The sequence below is a fragment of the Neobacillus canaveralius genome, assembly GCF_047237705.1.
In the GTDB taxonomy this organism is placed as follows: Bacteria; Bacillota; Bacilli; order Bacillales; family Cytobacillaceae; genus Neobacillus; species Neobacillus niacini_K.
In genome coordinates, this window is record NZ_JBDFLL010000001.1 from 3,448,377 (window position 1) to 3,470,009 (window position 21,633).

The 21,633-nt window shown below is 38.2% G+C and carries 15 protein-coding genes and 1 pseudogene; 4 read left to right on the top strand and 12 right to left on the bottom strand.

Annotated features, from left to right (window positions below; all coding sequences use genetic code 11):
• The first annotated feature begins 328 nt into the window (after nucleotides 1-328).
• A pseudogene (locus ABC255_RS17350) lies at nucleotides 329-1,203 on the top strand (DMT family transporter).
• A 152-nt stretch (nucleotides 1,204-1,355) separates the two neighbouring features.
• Here the strand turns inward: ABC255_RS17350 and ABC255_RS17355 are convergent.
• The 12 genes from ABC255_RS17355 to ABC255_RS17410 all read right to left on the bottom strand — a co-directional run bounded on the left by ABC255_RS17355 (nucleotide 1,356) and on the right by ABC255_RS17410 (nucleotide 17,680).
• The gene (locus ABC255_RS17355) at nucleotides 1,356-2,057 is read right to left on the bottom strand and encodes a DUF6241 domain-containing protein (protein ID WP_412995398.1); all 702 of its coding nucleotides are present in this window, start codon (nucleotides 2,055-2,057) and stop codon (nucleotides 1,356-1,358) included.
• A gap of 104 nt (nucleotides 2,058-2,161) precedes the next feature.
• A complete protein-coding gene (locus ABC255_RS17360) occupies nucleotides 2,162-3,103 on the bottom strand; it encodes a sugar ABC transporter substrate-binding protein (protein WP_412995399.1) in 942 nt (313 codons plus the stop codon).
• Between the two features lie 38 nt (nucleotides 3,104-3,141).
• On the bottom strand, nucleotides 3,142-5,205 hold the full coding sequence (locus tag ABC255_RS17365; protein WP_412995401.1) for a PAS domain S-box protein: 2,064 nt from the start codon (nucleotides 5,203-5,205) through the stop codon (nucleotides 3,142-3,144).
• Nucleotides 5,147-5,992 (bottom strand): CheR family methyltransferase, encoded by an 846-nt coding sequence (locus ABC255_RS17370; protein ID WP_412995403.1) that lies wholly within the window; start codon nucleotides 5,990-5,992, stop codon nucleotides 5,147-5,149. The genes ABC255_RS17365 and ABC255_RS17370 overlap by 59 nt, the downstream gene beginning before the upstream one ends.
• Before the next feature lie 18 nt (nucleotides 5,993-6,010).
• Nucleotides 6,011-8,764, bottom strand: a complete 2,754-nt coding sequence (locus tag ABC255_RS17375; protein WP_412995404.1) for a response regulator — start codon at nucleotides 8,762-8,764, stop codon at nucleotides 6,011-6,013.
• Nucleotides 8,765-9,155: 391 nt separating this feature from the next.
• Nucleotides 9,156-10,010, bottom strand: coding sequence for an adenylyltransferase/cytidyltransferase family protein (locus ABC255_RS17380; RefSeq protein WP_412995405.1), 855 nt, complete (start codon nucleotides 10,008-10,010; stop codon nucleotides 9,156-9,158).
• A 30-nt stretch (nucleotides 10,011-10,040) separates the two neighbouring features.
• Nucleotides 10,041-10,508, bottom strand: a complete 468-nt coding sequence (locus ABC255_RS17385; RefSeq protein ID WP_412995406.1) for a flavin reductase family protein — start codon at nucleotides 10,506-10,508, stop codon at nucleotides 10,041-10,043.
• 78 nt (nucleotides 10,509-10,586) lie between these two features.
• On the bottom strand, nucleotides 10,587-11,405 hold the full coding sequence (locus ABC255_RS17390; protein WP_412995408.1) for an alpha/beta fold hydrolase: 819 nt from the start codon (nucleotides 11,403-11,405) through the stop codon (nucleotides 10,587-10,589).
• Between the two features lie 134 nt (nucleotides 11,406-11,539).
• Complete coding sequence (locus ABC255_RS17395; protein ID WP_412995409.1) at nucleotides 11,540-12,517, bottom strand: catechol 2,3-dioxygenase; 978 nt, start codon at nucleotides 12,515-12,517, stop codon at nucleotides 11,540-11,542.
• A gap of 23 nt (nucleotides 12,518-12,540) precedes the next feature.
• Complete coding sequence (locus tag ABC255_RS17400; protein WP_412995411.1) at nucleotides 12,541-13,743, bottom strand: acyl-CoA dehydrogenase family protein; 1,203 nt, start codon at nucleotides 13,741-13,743, stop codon at nucleotides 12,541-12,543.
• A gap of 403 nt (nucleotides 13,744-14,146) precedes the next feature.
• Nucleotides 14,147-15,724, bottom strand: a complete 1,578-nt coding sequence (locus ABC255_RS17405; RefSeq protein ID WP_412995412.1) for a phytoene desaturase family protein — start codon at nucleotides 15,722-15,724, stop codon at nucleotides 14,147-14,149.
• 123 nt (nucleotides 15,725-15,847) lie between these two features.
• Nucleotides 15,848-17,680 carry a XylR N-terminal domain-containing protein gene (locus tag ABC255_RS17410; protein ID WP_412995414.1) on the bottom strand — a complete coding sequence of 611 codons (1,833 nt, stop codon included), beginning with the start codon at nucleotides 17,678-17,680 and terminating at the stop codon, nucleotides 15,848-15,850.
• A gap of 257 nt (nucleotides 17,681-17,937) precedes the next feature.
• On the opposite strand from ABC255_RS17410, the gene ABC255_RS17415 reads away from it, so the two are divergent.
• Genes ABC255_RS17415 through ABC255_RS17425 form a run of 3 tightly spaced genes read left to right on the top strand, consistent with a single transcriptional unit; the run spans nucleotide 17,938 to nucleotide 21,613 of the window.
• A complete protein-coding gene (locus ABC255_RS17415) occupies nucleotides 17,938-19,434 on the top strand; it encodes a spore germination protein (protein WP_412995415.1) in 1,497 nt (498 codons plus the stop codon).
• A 21-nt stretch (nucleotides 19,435-19,455) separates the two neighbouring features.
• Complete coding sequence (locus ABC255_RS17420; protein WP_412995417.1) at nucleotides 19,456-20,541, top strand: GerAB/ArcD/ProY family transporter; 1,086 nt, start codon at nucleotides 19,456-19,458, stop codon at nucleotides 20,539-20,541.
• Nucleotides 20,531-21,613: a Ger(x)C family spore germination protein gene (locus tag ABC255_RS17425; RefSeq protein WP_412995419.1), complete on the top strand. Its 1,083-nt coding sequence runs from the start codon at nucleotides 20,531-20,533 to the stop codon at nucleotides 21,611-21,613. The genes ABC255_RS17420 and ABC255_RS17425 overlap by 11 nt, the downstream gene beginning before the upstream one ends.
• Nucleotides 21,614-21,633: the final 20 nt, after the last annotated feature.

The following is a 21,633-nucleotide window of genomic DNA, read 5'->3' on the forward strand; positions in this document are numbered from 1 at the left end:
CATTACTTGGATAAATTTTCCTTCATCAAGAGAAAGAAAAACTAATAGGTCTCGGTTACTATAAATCTATACGAATACTTTCTGTACATATATATATAGTAAACTCTTTTATTATTTCTCTTATTTATAATAAATACATAGGTTATTTACTATAGTTTGTTATAATAAAACATAGAAAATTTGGAAACTTGAGGTGATCGAAATGTTTTGGACTCCATTATATGAAAATGATGTACCAGTAGCACACTTCTGCTCTTAATGGAGTGAAGGTGACTACATCTCTCCGTTAGGGTCAATTTTACCTAATTAAAATACGGAGGGTATTAAAATGAAAAACACTTTATTAGGTTCTATATATTTAACATTAGCCGCCAGTATTTGGGGTGGTATGTACGTTGTTGTGAAAGTGGTAGTAGCGGTCATACCTCCACTGGAACTTGTATGGATGCGCTATTTAGTGGCTATTGCCGCACTTCTAATCATCGGATTCATGACCCGGCAAAAATGGCGAATCGAGAAACGTTATTTTTTATTAATCATTGCCATCGGAGTTATTGGTAACGCCATTTCAATTGTTGCTCAGGAAACGGGTACAATGCTATCCACAGCACAGTTGGGAGCGATAATAACTTCATCAACACCGGCGTTTATGGTTATTTTTGCTCGCTTATTACTTAAAGAACCATTGACGTTAAAAAAGTCACTTTCCGTTTGTCTGGCGACGGTTGGGGTCTTTCTCATTGTCGGAATCGGAGATGTGGATATATCGAGTAAACTTGGTGGTATAGCACTACTTATTGCTGCATTAACATGGGCACTTATGTCTGTTCTAGTAAAACGTTTGCCGAGTGACTACTCGCAAATTGTCGTAACCACCTATTCCATCCTGGTAGCCCTAATCGTTTTGACACCATTTGTTTTGCCACGATTACACGCCATTAAGTTTTCTGAGTTGACTCACCCAGTAATTTGGGGAGGACTCTTGTATTTAGGGATTGTCTCGACAGCAGGTGGATTCCTACTTTGGAATCGAGGTTTACAAATGCTTAACGCCCAAGTGGAGGGATATTCTTCTTCTTTCAACCTGTGGTTGGGACATTACTTGGTTGGCTTATTCTAGGAGAGAAAATAGGTGTAACCTTTTGGATCGGCTCTATCCTCATTCTTACTGGTGTTTTATTTACTTTGATTGAAAAAAAATAGAATTTGAGAACCCCTTCAATTGATTTGAGGGGTTCTGCTTTGTTAACAGCAAATATCATAAAATTGGGAGAACCGTAGGGACGGTTCCTGTGGTATTAATGAGACCATGAGAACCGTCCCCATTGTTACCCATTGTTACTCATTGTTACTTGTTATTGCTGAACTCCAAATTGTTCCTTTACTAGCGTCGCTTCTTCGCTCGGGCTCAAGATTCCATACGCCTTTCCTACAGAACCATTTTTCATTTTCCATATTGAGTTATGTTCAGCTACAATATTACTAAAATCGTTATTTAACCAATCAGTTACTATAGAAAGCATATCAATATTTTGGTTAAATGAAGGATTCTCCAGCAGAACATTTTTCACTGCTAAAAGATTTACTTCGTTGATATGAACAAATCCCCATTTTTCTTCTGAACGGACTTTCTGGTGGGTCATATTATGTAGAATTTCTAAAACGTCTTTTTCTGATGGCGCTTGATCTATACCTAATGCAACTTTTGCTTGATTGATGTCGCCTTGTAACTCTGCCAATCGTGTTTCTTCTTTTGCCTTAAGGTTTCGAATAAACTCTTCTATCACAATAGTGATCCTATGTGATAGCTTTCGTTTTTCTTCGCTTTCAGTCAATGAATCGACTGCTTCTTGTGCGGCTTCTATATTCTCTTGGGTCGGATTCATTTCTGCACTAATGACCTTTGTTTCAACAACTCCACTTGCATCTTTGGTTTCTTCTTTTTCTACCTGTCGTTGAGTTTCGACCACAGCTTCATTCTCTGTTTCTTGATAAAAGTTAAAACCTATCATTCCTGCGCTAGCTAATACCACACCTGCTAGAACAATGAATGACAATATGCTTTTGTTTACTCATGCTGAATCCCTCCACAACCAAAGGGGACGTTTCTCTTGGTCCACTTTTTGCCTGAAGTGAACCAAGAGAACCGTCCCTCTTGTCTTTATTTCACTAATTTCTCATAAAAATTCAATCTTTGCTGCGCGTTTTCTTTTATTATTATATCTACTCCACTGTCGACGAATGGTTCGACATTTTTCCCTTGAATCACCTTCATGGCGGTTTCGACGCTTAAATAGCCCATATCATATGGGTTTTGTGCCATGGTACCGGGGAGGGTTTCGTCTGCAATTAACTCAAGCATCTCGGTAAGACCATCTGGCCCAATGACAGGTATCAAGAGCCCCTGCTTCTCTAATTCCTTGATTACCGGTAATGCGATGGTGTCGTGTGAGGTCACCACTCCCTTAATATCCGGATGGTCTCGCAAAGCGATTGAAATTGCCTTTTGAATTGCTTTAGGATCATCTGATACACCTGTTTTGGTATAGGCAACTTCGATTCCCGCATTTTGTAAAGATAGTGTAGCACCGTCCACACGCTCTCTAAACACGGAGAAAGATATATCACCACCGATAATTGCCACCTTATCGCCTGGTTGTAGCTGGGAGGCTAAAAAAGCTCCTGCCTTTAGACCTAAGTCGTCATTATCGGTTCCAATATAAGCTGTTTTGTTTTTTACGGCAAGGTCTGTATCTATTAGCAAAATAGGAACAGCCGTGAAGTTTTCTAATGTCGGCCCAACAGATGAACTGTATGGAGCCGTTATGAGAATATCTGGCTTTTCCTTGTATGTTTTACTTAATAATTCCACCTGTGCATTTGGTGTTGCATCACTTGGTACCAACACTTTTCCATTGATTCCAAAGTCTTTAAATCCTTTTTCGATGCCAGCCTTCATAATTTTCCAATATTCTGAGTCCATAGCTTTTAAAACTACGATCACAGTCGGCTTTTTATTAGCTAGTGTTACAGACATAAAACCTAGTACCATAACAGAAATTACAGCACCCATAACTAAAATAATTTTCCATTTCTTTACCACAACAGCCTACCCCCTCTCCTCTTATTTAAAGAATCTATCTAGACGCTACTTAAGCTGGGAATAAGCTGAAATTGAACAGAGAAGGTGGTCCCATTTTCACCAGTTTCGATATCAATATTGGCCTCATGTCGTTTGGCTACACTGTAACAAATGGCTAACCCCAAACCTGTTCCTGTTTCTTTTGTCGTAAAGAAAGGTGTACCTAATTTTGATAATACCTCTGGGTTGATACCCTGACCTTGATCTTTTATTTGCAGAACCACTGTCTCATTGTCCTGAAAGGTTTTAATTGTCAAATTACCATTAGAAGTCATGGCATCCAAACCATTTAATGCAATATTTAAGATAAGCTGGCGGATTTCTTTTTCGTCAAGGGAGATGTCAGGACATTCTCCTAAGTCAAGCTTAAGCTGTTTATTCGAACGGAACGCTTCAGCTTGTATCAAAGGAGATAAAGCTTCAATAATAGCGTTCAAGTTCTGCTTCTTTTTGACACTGATTTTATTTTTAGCTAGATTCAAAAATTCTGTGATAATCGAGTTTGCCCTGTTCAATTCCTCTAACATTAAATCGATGAATTCAGTAGATAAATTGTCGGCTCTATTCCTTGATAATTGTAAAAATCCTTGAACAGTTGTCATCGGGTTTCTAATCTCATGGGCAATACCTGCTGCCATTTCACCGATTAAATTCAATCGGTCCAGCCGATACATTTCATTCTCGAGATGGACCCTTTCTGTAATATCATTCAATACTACGAGGGTACATGGTTCGGAATCGATATCAAGCATTTCCGTGGACAATAATCCTGAGCGGACTTCCCCGTTTTTCGTCTCATACCTGATTTTCTTATTTCGGATCTTTTTAGTTAGATCAATAGACTTCCCTGATGCTTCATCGATAAAATTCTTGCGATTAATTTTTTGATGAAGCAACTCGTCACCGCTATACCCGGTGAATTTTGTCCAACTGGCATTGATGTCGATAAATGTCAGGTCCTTCTGTGATAAAATCGCCTTTAATAAGGGGCTGGAATCAAAGATTTTTCGAAACCTTTCTTGGGAACGGAACAGATGGTCGGCCATTCTTTTTCGTTCTTCAATTTCTTTTTGCAGTTTCTGATTTGACTTGGTCAGCTCAAGCGTCCGCGCTTCTACGACATGTTCCAAATTATGAAATCGCTGCTTTTTAACTTCTTCAATTTCCTTTCTTTCTGTTACATCACGTATGGTACAAACAAAAATCGGTTCATCCTCAATAATTGTGGATGCAATTAATAGATCGGCATAGAACAGGTTCTTATCCTTTTTACAAGCAACGACTTCTATAATTCTTCCTAAGGATTGTCTAATCGTAGAAAGGAATGTCGATGGGTTAACTGGCATTTCAGTCACACATTGAGGAAAAAGCTTTAAAACGTGTTTTTCCATTAATTCCTGTGCATGGTAGCCAAACATGCTGGTGACGGCAGGATTTACCGAAAGAATACAACCTTGATTATCAAACGTGACAATGGAATCGGTTATCGTATCGCTTATTGCTTTTGATAAGGCTTCCGTTCGTCGTAGGTTTAGTGTGGTTCTATCAAGCTTTTTGTTGACTTCATTCAGTTCAACTAAACGATTTAGATCGGTCTGAATGATATTTTCTTGATGATGTTGATGAATCCCAACAATTTGTTCTATTTTCTTTTTCAATGTTTCTGGTTGAAAGGGTTTAAAAATATAATCGATTGCTCCTACAGAATATCCTTGATGAACATGATCCATATCTTGACTAATCGCTGTAATAAAAATAATAGGAATATGTTTTGTTTTTTCCCTCGCCTTAATCAGTTTGGCTGTATCAAAGCCATTCATTCCCGGCATTTGAACATCTAATAAAATCACAGTAAAATCATATTGAAGCATGCATTTTAATGCTTCTTTTCCCGAATTCGCGCTAATAAGATTGTAGTTTGGTGAAGTGAGCACTGCTTCTAATGCCAGAAGGTTTTCTGGATGATCATCCACCATTAAAATATTCACCTTTTGAGGAGGTGTATTATTTAATTTTTCGATAGATCCTTTCTGGTCCATCAAATTCTCCGTAACAGTCTTCATAACGTGTAAATTTAACCCCCTCTCTTTTTCCTAAGCCAAGAAAACCTGAATTACCCAGGCTTTCATATAGTAATTGATGCACATCATTTTGAAGATTCTTATTAAAATAGATGAGAACATTTCGGCATATAATAATATCAAACTCGTTAAAAGAATGGTCTGATACCACATTATGCTGGGCAAATATCATGTTTTTCTGAAGAAATGGGTGGAAACAAACCTTATCGTCAATGGCTTTATAGTATTCAGAAAAGGCCTGTTTCCCTCCTGCTTCAATATAGTTTTTGGTATAGAGCTTCATCTCTTCCAACGGGAAGGTACCTTGTTTTGCTTTTTCGAGAATATTCTTATTTATATCGGTTGCATAAATTCTTGTTTTATCGTAGATTCCTTCTTCATGCAGGAGTATCGCCATGGAATACACTTCCTCACCTGAAGAACAGCCAACATGCCAAATTTTAATCGACGGATAATCCTTTAGTAAAGGAATCACCTTTGTCCGGATACTCTTAAAAAAGGATGGATCTCGAAACATCTCCGTCACATTGATGGAGAAATCGGAAAGTAATCTTGCCATCACACTAGGTTCACGAAGAATTTTTTCCTGAAGCGCTGATATACTTGATAGTCTCTCAATCTGAACGCGATGGTTAATTCTCCTTTGGATAAAAGGATAGGCATAGTTTCTAAAATCATAGCCATAATGACGAAACATTGCCTCAAGTAATAAATCGATTTCAATCCTCTCGATTTCTTCAGTCTGAGCTAGACTACTAGTTTCATGCAATTTTTCCTGTGCGATTTTCTAGCCCTCCTTCGTAAACAGCCAAACTTGCATTAACGAGAACAGTTGTTCTAAGTTAATCGGCTTACTAATATAGTCGGTAGCCCCAGCCTCCAGGCATTCTTCTCTGCTGTGTTTCATCGCCTTTGCTGTAAGGGCGATGATTGGTATCGTTTCAAATTTGCTTATTTTACGAATATGTTGGATGGCTTCAAACCCATCCATCTCAGGCATCATAATATCCATTAATATCAGGTCGGTTTTCGGATGCTCCTTTAAAACTTCCAACGCTTCCCTGCCGTTTTCTGCCACCAAGATCTCCATATCATAATTTTCTAACGCAATCGTTAAGGCATATACATTACGAATATCATCATCGACGATAAGAATTTTCTTGTTTTTCAGAATCGACTTCCCATGTTTAATCATGGACTCTTCCTTTAAAATTTGATCATTACTGTTTACAAGATAGTTCGATTCCAAACTCACCGCTGCTTCCGCTCGAGCCGCAGAGATATCTATGATCTTGTTATTCATTTGAAGGTTTGGCAAATATAACGTAAATGTGCTTCCATTCCGAATTTCACTTGTAACTTCTATAAACCCGCCCAATAACTGAGCAAGTTCCCTGCAGATTGAAAGACCTAATCCCGTACCTCCATATTTCCTGCTTGTCGTCCCATCTGCTTGTTTGAATGCATCAAAAATCGTCTTTTGCTTTTCTTTCTCAATTCCAATACCCGTATCGATCACAGAAAAAGCGAACACTCGCTCTAGTTGTTGTTCTTCTCCTTGATTCCTGGTGATGTTTTTCATGACACTATGGATTTGTAAGGAGACACTGCCACTTTCCGTAAATTTAAACGCATTGGCTAGCAGATTTTTTAGAATTTGCAGCAGTCTTTGCTCATCCGTGAAGAACGTCATTGGCAATGCTTTGTCCAATTCAATTGAAAAATGAACTTTCTTCTTATTTGCAATGTGTGAGAATTGACGATAGATGATATCTCTCAACTGATTCAATTCTACTTCCTTTGCTATCACATCTAGTTTACCAGACTCTACTTTGGCCAAATCTAATATATCATTGATTAAATTCAATAAATCATTTCCGGAAGTGTTAATGGTTTTAATGTATTCCTGCTGTTTATATGTCAGATTTCCTTCTCCATTTTCAGAGAGGATTTGTGCTAGAATGAGCAAACTATTTAGAGGTGTTCTTAGTTCATGTGACATATTTGCTAGAAACTCAGATTTATATTTAGAACTTAGCTCCAACTGCTGTGCTTTTTCTTCAAGCGCCGCACTGACCTCTTGTATTTCGAAGTTCTGTTGTTTAGACGCTTCGTACTGTTCCTCTAGTTTCTCATTTGTAGTCCTTAACTCTTCTTGCTGCATCTGGAGTTCCTCTGATTGGGCCTGCAGCTCTTCTGTCAGGGCTTGTGACTCTTGCAATAATTGTTCTACCTTCATGTGGTTGATAATACTGTTAATTTTAATCCCTAAATTGTTATTCACTTTTTCAAGCAGCTTTATTTGTATTGGGGTTAACGTCTCAAAGGAAGCAATTTCAATCACTGCAAGTACTTGTTCTTCAAATAATACTGGTAAAATCATTATTGTTTTAGGAGAAGCTTCTCCCAGGCCTGAACCGATTTTTAGATAATCGTCCGGAACTTGGTTTAGATGGATGGGGCGTTTTAAAAGTGCACATTGCCCAATTAATCCCTCACCTAAACGAAATTGCTTTCGTTCTTGCTCCGTACTCAAGGAGGCATAGGACGACATCCTTGTTAAATACTGGTCACTTTTGTTAACTTCTTTTAAATAAAAGACCCCGTAGCTCGCTCCCACCATAGGTACTAGCTTTGTGATAAGCATATCTGCTAACATCTGCACATTTTCTACTTCCGTATATAGTGTTGCAATTTTAGCAATTTGTCTATTCAGCCAGCTCAGCTCTTCTGCATCTTCTTTTACTTGTTTCTCGATTCTACTATGTTCCTCAAGTGCTTTGGCCATTTTATTAAAGGCTACCGCAATTTCACTCAGTTCACCTTTTGAGGAGATCTCAATACGCGGTATTGTATCAAAATCACTGGCCGCTGCTTGTTTCATTACTTCTGTTACTTTGTTAAGGTTATTGCTGATGCTTCTTATGATCCAAATGGCAAAACTTATTCCGATGATTAAGCCAATGACTAGGTATATGTAAATATTTTCAACAGCCCAATTATAGGTATCTTTTGAACGTAACAGTTCGTTCTTCAACCCTTGCTCTTGTATACCATGAAGCAGTTCGGTCATTTGAGTCATCCTCTGACTGGTTCGTTCCAAATCAGTCAAAAAAGCAGGAGTAAGTTCAGCGTTAGGATTGATTTTTCTTTCCATCAACGCTTGCTCGCCCATATTTCGATAGGATTCATGTAAGCTTTTAAATTTACTAATGAGTTCTTGAGACTTCTCTTGTGTGTCCTTTTTCTCCAGTGATTCAATCGCAATTTGTAAACTTGCATTTGAATTTTCCCAAGCATTCGTCAAGTCCAAATTGATTGCTGCTTCACGATTGTTCAACAAGGCATTTAACACATTTGACGATAAGGACGTTTCATCTTTAATCGTGGAAGCAATTTCGATTCTTTCATTTAAATCATTAATCACAACATTCATCTTAACGGTTGATTGTTCAAGCATGTTCATTAAGATCATCACAATAATCGTAATAAACAAAAGTAATGATCCTATGCTCGTATAGAGCTTCGTACGAAATCTCATATATCCTCCTCATTTGTCAAATATTCAATGGATACAATTATTTAGATTAATAAACTAGTGAAAATTTTCTCAATTTTAATCATACTTAAAATCCTTATTATCGTCTATATGATATTTTAGGGAAACCGAACAATGGGGACGGTTCTCTTGGCTTTTTTTGTCTAGTGTTAAACAAAATGGAACCATCAGAACCGTCCCTCCTGCGTTTTTAGTTAACATAATATGATTATGAAACTCGATTGAATTTGAAATATAAAACGTTCCTTACAAATTGTAGGAACGTTAATTGATCTTATTATTATGATGTTTTGCATCCACATCATTTAATCAGGATACAAATCAGTAAGTGAGGCAACAGAATTATTGTTTTTTCTGCCTGAAGTAAATGATCTTAGGCTTCAAGCACTTGATTCGATCTTTGTATATTTATAATAAAACTCCCCCGATTGATCCTTTCAGCTTTCACCAACCGATTCCATATTATGGTTATGTTTCCTTCAAGCCATGATGGAATCTGCTTTTCTCTCGTCATCATTATGCTTTTCTCGTTTACATCCACTTCGGTTCGTAAAGAGTTTCGGTTATTATACACTGTAACTTCATAGCGTCCTGGAGCAGGGAGTGTATAATTCGAATAGGGTGTTAATACCGTTCCGGCGCATACACATTTTATCTCGTAAGACTTTCCGATAAGATTTGGCAGCTCCTCGACATGCCCATGTAATAGTTGTTGTCTGATACGAGTCGAACTGATTTTTTCTCCTTTATATTCGACCTTGCCGACGGTAGTTACTTCAAGCCGATCCCCGGAATCTTGTTTCAATGTTTTCATATTCCCTGCACCGCGACTACCATACGAAAAGTCATATCCTGCTATTGCATGAATAACACCCAGTTTGATGAGGTATTCCTGAACAAATGCTTGAGGTGACAACCCAGCAAAGTCTTTATCAAATTCCACAAGATAAAAAATATCAACACCAAGTTCACTAAGCCTTTTTTCTTTTTCAGACTGCGGCATTAAATAGTGAAAACAAGCCTTCTCCCCAATGACCGTTTTCGGGTGAGGAAAGAAACTCATAACTGAAAGTCGTACGTTTCTTTCCTTTGCTTCCCGCAATGCAGATTGAATCACTTTTACATGGCCAAGATGGAGACCGTCAAAACATCCAAGTGCCATCACATTTGAGCTTGCACTCTCCTGATAAGCTGCCAAATTCCCCTTATTTAAATAGATGGTTTTCATACAGTCTCCTTTCATGTTCCAATGATAAGGTCAGCTTATACCAGCCAGTTCACGATATTTCCCGTTAAAGAAAACAAGAGGTTCCTTTTCCTCAAGGCGAATATCGGTTACTTTTCCAATAAACAGTGTATGATCTCCTTCAAGATGTGCTGTAGATACTTCGCAAGCCACCTGTGCACACGCGCCTGCTAACACTGGTTTTCCATCCAGACGATCAAAAACAACATCGCGAGGTTCCTTGATTTGTCCCGCAAAAATCATTGATAGCTCTTGTTGATCAGCAGCCAAAATGTTCACGGAAAAGATCCGGCTTTCCTTGATTTTATTTAAAATTTTCGCTTTTTCTCCAATTGAGATGACAACAAGCTTGGGATCAAGGGATACTGACATGAAGGCATTTGCCGTCATCCCATGTATATCTCCATCAAGTTCTGTGGTAATCACGGTTACCCCTGTTGCGAATTTTCCCATTGCCGTCCGAAATTGACGATCATCCATCTCTGTGACCTCCTAAGATTATTTAATAATAGTAGACATATAGAAATTACCAGCTGCCTAATGATTTATTAAATTTTTTCATTTAATAAATCTTAAAATATTCTCCAAGAACGGCTCGGTTTTTTCGATTTGTGTCCAATGCCCGCACTCATTAAATACGTGTAGTTCTGCATGCGGAAGCAATTCAATTAGACGGTAGCTTGTATCTTTAATTGGTATAACTCTATCATTCAAGCCATGGAATAATAGTGTGTGGACGTTAATACTTTGAATTTGTTCATCACTTAACGCCAATTCGTCCAGTTTTTGTTGGCGGGGCGCTGGGAACATGGCCGAAAATGCCTCTTTCCCCTCAGGTTCTATACTAGCTTCATAGCGAAGACGGACTAATTCTTCATTCTTTGCTGCTTTTTCATCGTAAGAAAATAATTCAATCAATTCTCGCATTGATTGCAAACTTGGCTCATACCCCCAAACACGTTCTAACCCTTCTGAAATTTGGTGCTTGATGCCGACACTGCCCATTAAAATTAATTTTTTCACAAGGTCAGGTCTTTGGTAGGCAACATGGAGTGCTAATGCCCCGCCCATGGAGTTGCCGACTAAGTGAACAGGCTCATCAGACACAGATTCTATAAAGCTAATTAAATGTTGTACCCATAAATCAACGGTATATTGGTGATCAGGGAGTTTATCAGTTTTACCAAAACCGATAATATCTGGTGCAAATACATGGTAGGAATCACTTAATCGAGGAAAAATTAAGCGCCAGTTTGCAAAGGCAGATACACCAGGCCCTGATCCATGTATTAAAATAATTTTTTCTTCTCCTGCCCCTTCTTCATGATAGTGGGTGTTGATTCCACTAATATCCATATATTTTGAACTAATCGTCATAACGGATTGCTCCTTCCATCTATTAAAAAAAGATAGAGGAAACTATTAAAGCTTCCTCCCGCTTTTTGTTTCCATTCATTGTGGGCTTGTACGTACGTTGACAGCCAAGGCTCACCTTCTAATCTAAACACCGATTATTTTATTGGTGCAGCTTCCTTTTTCTTCACTGGTGTTCCATACTCAAAGAACTCTTGTGGTAAGTTAGAGCCGTACCAAATAATTGCATGCTCTAAATCCTTCCCTTTCCATTCAACTGTTTTCCAGTCTGGGTCAAAAACTTGATAACCTGTGTCTCCGAATAATTCGACACGATTGCCCCCAGGTTCAATCACATATAGGAAATAGGCCTGAGATACACCGTGCTTACCAGGGCCGGCTTCAATTTTATAGCCGTGTTCCACCAATAATTCGCTCACGTCCATTAAATGTTGAGGGTACCCGTACCAGTAGCAAATATGGTGCAGTCTTCCCTTTTCAGCTAACGCGTCTCCCATGATCGCCACTTCATGCACTAATGAGTTTGAACTTAACCATGCTGCAACATCTGTATTATCATCATTTAGAATCCGTTCGCGCACTTTAAATCCAAGTGCATTTTCTAAAAACTCAACGTTTTTATTTGTTTCCTTCGCCAGTACATTCACATGGTCTAAGCGACGTACTGGTACACCGCGACGCGGACGTTTTTGCGGACGATTCAAAAGTGGCGTTGCTTGCTCTTCTGTCGGTTTGAAATAGTCAACCTCCCAAAGAATTTCCATTTTATGACCATCTGGCGTTGTAAATTGATACGCTGGTCCATGACCAATATCGCCTTGAATCCACTCGGTTCCATAACCTGTCGCTTCAATTTCTCGTACACGACGTTCTAGCGCCTGCGGAGAAGTGGCACGCCAGGCAACATGCCCAAGACCCGCTTCCTCATTTTTTGTAATGATCAATGTATGATGATAAAAATCCTCATATGCACGCATATAAACAGAATCACCTTGTCGGTGCGATTCTTCCATCCCTAAAATTTCTTTAAAAAACCACACAGACTCTTCTACTTTCGGACTATAAATTTCAATATGTGCTAAATGTGCGACATCAAAAATAGGTTCTTTCATCATTTCCATTCCCTCCAAAGTTTAATTTACCAAATTGGGTTTCCTTTAAATCCAAAGATTGATTTGCCGTATGAAGCCATTGCATCTTCGTAATGGTGCGTCGGATGAGAAGCCGCTGTCATTAGGTCACGTACAAATAATTCAGTAGGCTGCCCTTTAAATACGGAGTTTCCACCTAAAGTGAGCAAAATACGGAGAGCCATTTCTGAAGACGTCTTCGCTATGTGCCCACGGATCCCGAACAATTTTTCACGTTCTTCTTCATCCAATGTTGTCATGCCATTTTGCTCGAAATACGTTAATTTCTCACAATATTCATTTGCTAAGCCTTTTAAAGAGCTTAATTGAAGTTTTAATTCCGCTAGTACGCGCTGGCTGCTAGCTGCTTCTTTTTCATTTGCATTATTGTTGAAAACGCGAATCCTGTTTTCTGTTTTTTCTTGGAAGATTTCAATTAATCGTTCAACGCCGCCAATCTGAATAAATTGGAACCCCATCAAAAACCATGGGATGTATGGGACATTGAAAATTTGATAGTCCTTATCATAATTGCCATCTACCGCAGCTGCACCATTAATCACTCGAGTTGCATGGAAAATACGATCCGGCCGTATGTAAACGTTATCAACTTTTACCGCGTTACTTCCTGAGCCTCGCAAGCCCATTGCATCCCAGTTATGGATAATTTCCGCTTCCTCTTTATTCACAATAAACATACAATATTCCGGCTCTGTGCCATCTTTTAACTTAGCAATTGCACCTAAACCAATCCAATCACTCCAAAGCACGCCGCTGCAGAAGTTCCATTGACCTGATAGGCGATAGCCTTCGCCATCATCTGTAACTTTCCCGACAGGAGCAAAAACGTCTGCCATTAATCCACCATGATTGTATAATTCATCACGGCTTTCTTTTGGCAAAAAGGCAACCCAGGTTTCATGAATCACAAAGAAGTAACTTAACCAGGCAGCAGCGACACTATGATTGGCGATTGTGCGGATAATTTCACCAAATGTAAAGTAATCCAAATATTGACCGCCATAAGCTTTCGGCCGCATAAGCTTATGAAAACCAGCTTCTTTAATTTTTTCAATCACTTCATCTGGAAGCTTTGAATCTTGATCTGCCTTTAAAGCATATTTTTCAGCTAATAATCCAACTTCCTTTGCCCTTTTAAGAAGTTCCTCTTTGTTAGGAGTCTTTTTAACTTCTAAAAGATTAACTGCCATATACCTTCCTCCTCTTAAGTAAACGTTTTCAATTCTTATAAAGCACCTGCTTCTGTTTTGAATTATAATATTTAGAATATTTGAAATATACCTACGAAAAATATTGAATTTAGATTGTTTTTAACACGTTTCCTATTAAATATTTTCTTTGTATAGTTAATTGGATAGCGTATATCCGTTTTAAATTAAAGGATGTTAGCTAAATTGTTATTGTAAAAGGATGAAGCAAATGAACCTTTTTCATCTTTAACAACAAAAAAACCTTGTCCATTAACAAGTTAATGGGCAAGGCCACAATAAAATTGGTACGATTCAATTATTCAACACGCCTTTTTTAAAAAAAATTAAAAGATGGATTGATTACTAGTCATTTACTCTTGATTGTATTCTATAATTTGTAATTTTATTGTGTTAATAGTTTCTGAGCCACTATATACCCCGATCCACCATTTACCCCATGTCCTGGCCAAGTTGCGGCCCCGAGCATATACAGATTAGCTATTGCTGTCTGATGGCCCGGCTGCCCTGGTAATGGTCTCAAAAGATAACTCTGACCTAAATCATGTGCACCACCATACGGATCCCCCGGACCAGCATTCGGGTTATACTTCGCAATTGTGTCTGGTGTGACCACGTATTTTCCGATGACCGCACTTGGGATGTTTGGAATATGCTTGCTGACAACGTTTAGCACGCGTTCTGTAAAACGCTCTGTCAAATCATGCGACCATTTCCCATCCCCCACATCGATGAGATTTGCAGCATCCCCGCTTGGCCTTATTGGTACTTCCAGCACTTGAATACGCATAATGGCTTTCCCTGCAGGTGCCCTCGTAGGATCAAGGTTTGTCGAACAGTCAACGGTAAAGGTCGGATTTGACGGAAGCAGATTAGCTGCGCCTTGGGCAATGGCTAAGGTAAATCCGTCTAGCCCATCAGTTAGATGTGGCTGACCGACACGGTTAAACCGCTTATCCGGCCAGTTTGGCGGCTCACTCAGAGCTAAATGAATTTGCACACATCCTCTGCCGTATCGATACTGTTTTGCTTGCGCACGCAGTGGTGGTGATATTTCGGTATCGGCCAATAGCGAGAGATACAGCTGATCAGGTGTGGTTGAGGCCACCACCGCCTGTTTGGCACGGTACTTTTTCCCCTTTGTGGTCCTAACGCCAACTGCCCGACCATTTTCCACTAAAATCCGCTCGGCCTGAATCTCTGTAAGAATTTCCCCGCCTTGGTCCTTGATCAGCTGAGCTAATGCATGAACTAACTTCTCACTGCCACCCTCCGGCGTTGGCATTCCGCCGCCCATTAATGCCATCACGGTGAGCGGCACCCATATTCCACTTCCCACCTCATCTGGTGTGCGGCCAAGGTGTGTAACCCAGGAAGCAAGCATCGCCCTCGTCACAGGTGACTTAAGCGAACTAACCGTATTACGGGCTGTTGATACGAGCGATGCTGCAAATGGTGAATAACCCACGCCGCCATCTTGATGAAGTAGACGCTTGATGATAGGTGCAGCTTCCGGGCTGGAAAGATCCATGTTAAATAACCCAAAAACATCGTTTACATAAGGATTCAGCTGTTCAAACATTCCTGCCAGCGCTGTACCGTCACCAGGTGCCAACCGTTCCGCCTCAGATATGAGCTCCTCAAAAGAAGAAGGAAGGACCGCTGTTCGTCCGTCTTCCATGGAAACGCCCGTCGGCAGGTCTGTATTTAAATAGCGAAGCCCGCGTGCTTCTAAGTCCTCTCTTAAGTCTGCGTACGCTGGTCCGGTTGTAAAAAGCGGATGAGCAGCAGCATAGACATCATGTTTGAAACCTGGCAGTGTCAACTCTTCTGTACGCAGAAATCCTCCTGGACGATCATTTTTTTCTAATACTAATACACTTCTCCCGGCCCGTGTTAAATAGGCAGCTGTTATTAACGCATTATGGCCGCTGCCAATAATAATTACATCAAATTGATCCATCATATCTCTCCTTTTACGATATCTACGTAAAAAGATATTATGGTTTTTAGATAATAAGTACTAAATCCAGGACATTATAAAAATATTTTAGGACGTCTCTACCATTAGGGAAGGCCCTTCAGGTTAAATCTCAATTTTCCCTTTAGCTTTTAAAATATTAATTGCTAGATAAAGTGTGAAGGCATATTGTGTGTCATTAAGATCATGATTTAAAATCTCGCTAATTTTGGTCAGGCGATAGCGTAATCCGCTAATCGACATCGATAATTCCTTTGCCGTATTATTAATACTGCTTCCATTATCTATATAAGTGTATAACGTTTTGATTAACTCAAATTCACTACTATCTGCTTCTAACAATCTGCCAATATGTTGATTCACGAACCGCTCAATCAGCACATCATCTTGCAATTGGAATAAAACGCTTTCAATTCCCAGGTCTTCGAAGTAATAAACATTTTTTCGATTGTTTGTGGTACGCAATGCTGCCAATGTTTCATTGTATAGCGTGACAGTTTGTGAAAACTCCTGGATGACTGAGCTGACACCAACAGAGATCCTATATTTTGGGAAGCGCCGTGAACAATGTCTTAACAATTGATCTATAAATGAGGACTGTGTTATATGTAATTTTTCAAAAGTTGGGTACTCAATTAGTATGATGATTTTGTTAAGTTTTTGTGAAACGATCGAGTTGATAGAGCGTTCTTTCAAAAACAGATGAATATGACCAATCATTTCTTCATTAAACGCTAATTCATTTTCAATACTTGATTCCTTTACAAATCCTTCCAACGTTAGCATCCAATAAGTCGAAGAAGGATTGAAATCTAAATAATAGGCGATTTTATACATTTCTTCCTTTGCTAATCGCCCTTCTAAGATATCATTTAAAAAGCTCCGTTTAATCGTTTGCTCCGTATTAACCTTAATACTTTCATTGAATAAGATCAGCGAAGACGTTATGGCCGCATTTTCAATAATCATATAATCAAGCTCATTAGGGTGATTGTCACCTGAGTAAACGAAAGAACAATAGCCTTTAATTTGTTGTCCATAATAAATGGGTGTCCGTAACAATGAAAGCTTTTCGGAATAACGTACAAATGTAGTGTTCGAATCTCTAAATTTATTTAAAGTAAGCTGCTCCGGAAGGTTTCCTGATTTTACAATAATTTGATTATATTCATCTTCAATAAAGACGTTTAATCCAGTCGTTTCAAATAAAATATCAACCACTTTTTGTATACCTTGGTTTGACAGTAGTTCCTCAATTAATTGCCGGTGTATATCACTCGCTTTACTTAAATGGTCCCGCTCCATTTTTAATTTTGCTGTTATTTCATCGAGTTCCTTGATCATGCTAGTGTTTTGATAATAACTTAGGTCACTCGTAATTTGTTCTCCCCATTTTTCAATTGGCATACAAATACACTTGCATTGCTCGTGGCCCATCGCACGGCATTCAACTTCCTTAACAAGGATAGGCTGCTGTAAAACTTTTGAGAGGTAACCGCTTGCATAACCACACAAGTTATGACAAACAGGCTCTTGACTTAGACCTTTGGCTTTTAAATATTGAGTGGCTTCAAACGTATTAATCCAAAGCACTTTAATAAAATTGCATTTCTTTTGCTCATCAAAGCTCATATCTAAAATTTCCACTTTATCTAAATATCCATGAAGCATGTGAAATTTAGGACCTGCTAATGCCAAATCTATCTGATCGTCCCATTCCAGCGACATTGCTTTTTCTGCGTCACTCACACCGCAATGCCAGCCGTAGCGAATAAACACGCCTCTCGTTCGTTCCTCGCCAATCATCGTAATGAGCTCATTCTTCAAATTTGTTCTTGCTTCAATCGGGATGGTAATAATTCGTTCATAGAATTCATTTACAACTTTTTCTTTGGGTAATTCAAAAGCATTCTTTATGTGCATTTGCTTAAGACTCATTATTTTTACTCAACCCCTTAGTCTGTGCTTACTAGGACAATGAACAGTTATCACATACCACTGTGTATTTTCAATATTTTTACTTTTACATCTGAGTGATTTTTACTCTATTTTTATTCTAGCATACTCTTTTGAATATTTAGAAATCACGAGTCTTATAGAGTATTTTTTCTATGGTCCTTTACCAAAATAATGAAAGTAAGAATAAATTTTCCCATTTTACACATAATTAGAAAAAACATTTTTGAGGGATTAAGATGAACTTAAAAAATAGTGAAAAGGACAAAGGTGAGGGCTCCGACAGAAGGAACGATTCAAATTGGCTTGAACGATTATCACAATCGAATGATTTCATTCATGAACATACTTCTTTCAGAGAAGATGCGCCTTTTTGGATTTCATACTATCGCACCCTTATTTCATCAGACATTTTACATAAAGATGTTCTGCCCTATTTACAGGAACACATTCCATTAGATGAGTTAAAAAGTAGAATCCCTGTTCAAGAAATTATTTTATCGAAGGATACAAATGAAATCATCCAAAATATATTGAATGGACATATGGCCATTCAAAAACACCGTTTTGATGAAGAATGCTTATTAATCAATATTGCGAATAGTAAATTTCGCGATGTCGGCGTACCGACAATGGAATCCTCGGCCCTAGGACCGCAGGTTGGATTTATTGAAGAATTAGACACTAACATCAATCTGGTTCGAAAAAGATTGCCTGTTCCTGAACTGCAAGTCAAAGAAATGAAGGTTGGAGAGCTATCCAAAACAAAAGTAGCAGTACTTTACATAGATGGAATTGCTGATCCTGAAAATGTAAACACGGTCATCCAAAGAATAACAGATATCCAATATGATCATATCCAGGACAGCTCTTATATCGCATCGATGATTGAAGACAATTCTAATTCCTTGTTTCCACAATCGATATCAACGGAAAGGGTAGATCGAGTCGCTGCCGGTCTCACGGAGGGAAAAATTATTATAGTAGTAGATGGATCACCGAATCTTGTCATCCTCCCCGTTACCTTAATGGAATCTTTTATAGCCATGGAAGATTATAACTATTCCTGGATCCTTTCAAATTTCTTTCGGTTATTGCGACTAGCAGCTATGTTCATCTCGACAATGATAAGTCCTATGTATGTGGCCATTATGACTTATCACTATGAATTAATTCCGGCGCGTTTACTAGAAACACTTGTAGGCTCAAGGGCAGCCGTTCCTTTTGCACCATTCTTAGAGGCTCTTTTTTTAGAATTAATGATTGAAATGGTAAAAGAAGCAGGAATCCGTCTGCCGCTTAAAATTGGTCAATCCCTCGGTGTTGTAGGTGGCATAGTAATCGGGCAAGCTGTTGTGGAAGCCGGATTAACTAGCAATGTTTTGCTTATTTTAGTAGGACTCGGCTCCTTGGCTTCCTACACGTCACCTGTATATAAATTCAGTAATACGATTCGGTTTATCAAGTTTCCGGTCATTTTTCTTGCCCAATGGTTTGGTTTGCTTGGGGTGTTTTTAGCCTTCCTGCTTACACAAATCCATTTACTCCGGTTAACGTCACTTGGTCGGCCTTATTTAAGCCAGTATCCAATACGGAATACTTCCTTTCAGGATTTATGGATAAGGCTCCCTTTTTCCATGCAAAAAGAAAACCCCAAAACCTTGAGACCTCAAAAGAAGTGGAAATCAACAGGTAAAGGAAAAAAATCGGGGCCGGCGAACGATTTTTATGAATAAATCGTAAAGGGGAAAAACAATTTGCAAGCTAATATTAGACATCAAGTTTCTCCCTATTTAGTCTTCTTTATCATTTACAATTCCCAGGTTGGTGTTGGCATTTTAAGTTTTCAAAGGACCATTGCCGCGAAAGCAGGATATGATGCCTGGATTGGTGTATTAGCTGCCGGGTGTTTAGTGCAAGCGTTTATCTGGGTTATGTACAAACTTTTAGGAAAAACCAATGGAGATATTATCAATGTTCATACCACTATTTTTGGAAATGGACTAGGCAAATTTCTTAGCTTAATTTTCATGATTTATTATTGGTTGGCAAGTGTTTCTGTTTTAATTGGGTTTATTGAAATCATTCAAGTATGGATGTTTCCTACCATGCCTTCATGGATACTTTCGACTATTATTTTACTTTCAGTATATTATTGTGTTTCTGGAGGATTTCGGGTTATTGTCGGCATGTCTTTTCTATCGTTTATTTTCCCACAAATATTACTTATTGTACTTTTTATCTTCCCGTTAAAAATTGCACACTTTTCAAATTTGCTGCCGATTATGAATCATTCCTTCATGGATATGGTAGATTCCCTCAAAAACTCGATGTACACACTAGCGGGAACCGAAGCATTGTTGATGTACTATCCATTTATAAGAAATCCTGAAGCTTCAAAAAAATTTGCTCATTTAGGTGGTTTATTTACTACTTTACTGTATACTATGTCTGCTATTGTTTCCTTTACCTTTTTTAGTGAAAATCAGTTAAAAGCGACAATTTGGCCAGAACTTTCGTTAACAAAAACAGTTACGTTGTCTTTCTTGGAACGATTTGAATACCTGTATATATCCATGTATTTGATTATCGTTAGTGTTTTAATCGCACTTTTTTTATGGTGCTCCAGCAGAGGTTTAAAGATAATTTTTAACAGGAAGCAAAAGCATACGTTGCTCCTTCTTTGCCTTTTAAGTGTTATCCTTTGTCATTTAAATGGTTCCTTCAAAGAAATGTTGAATAAATTAATCATTCAAATGAATTTATGGGTGTTTTACGGCTATATCCCCCTACTCTTACTCGTTTTAACTTTTTTAAAAAGGGGTAAGCAACATGATGAATAGGTCAGCGTTTTGTTTGTTTCTTATTTTATTATTGTCAGGGTGCACCTTTCTCCCTACCAACATTGTCAATGAAATCGATATGTCTCAGGGGGTAGGGTATGATCTGAGTGAAAAATCGAACATAAAGGGAACGATTGTATTTCCTATTTTTAAAAAAGACAAAACTTCTACTACAGAAGTCAGAACAGCTATAGGGAAATCCAGTAAAGAGATTCGTTCAATCTTAAATAACGAAACTCGCTATCCATTGGTAAGTGGTCAGATTCGTGTAGCTCTTTATGGCAAAAAAATTGCAAAGACAGGGATAAATGATTTTGTAGATACCTTACATCGTGATCCGGCCATTGGGAGCCTTGTTCAAATGGCAATTGTTGATGGCGATGCAAATCAATTATATAAAATGAAGAAATATAAAAATGAGAATGTTTCCATTCATATCCAAGAATTGCTAGAGCACAATATGAAAATGGGATTACTTCCTCAAACTAATTTACAATCCTTTTTATTTCAATATTTTCAAATAGGACAAGATCCTTATTTACCATTAATTAAGAAGGAAGCCGATAACATTAGGATTACCGGCATCGCAATTTTTAAGGATGATCGTTATGTAACATCTTTTCCAATGAAAGATTTTTTTATTTTTAAAGCACTGGTTGATATAAACAATATTGGATTACGTCAATTTATCTTAGCTAATCGTGATAAGGTCGTTCTTGAAACACTAGATTCAAATGCAAAATATAAAGTGAAAATTCTAGATGGGAGACCAGAATTTACGATTAACTTAAAATTGAAAACAAAATTACAAGAGTTTGCTCCCTCAGAAAAGAAAAGGCAGGCTTTTGATAAAAAAAAATATCAAAAGCAGGTTGAAAAAGAAATAGAAAAAAGTGCATTAAGTATCATCTCTCAATTTCAAAAGCATAAAGTGGATCCTTTAGGTTTAGGGGCAAAATATAAAGAACATTTTCGTGGATTTAATGAAAAACAATGGAATGAGGATTATCCCAACGTGAAAATTCATGTAAATGCAAATGTGGAAATCGTACAAACCGGATCCATAGATTAGCAATCTGGAAATGCTGCTTA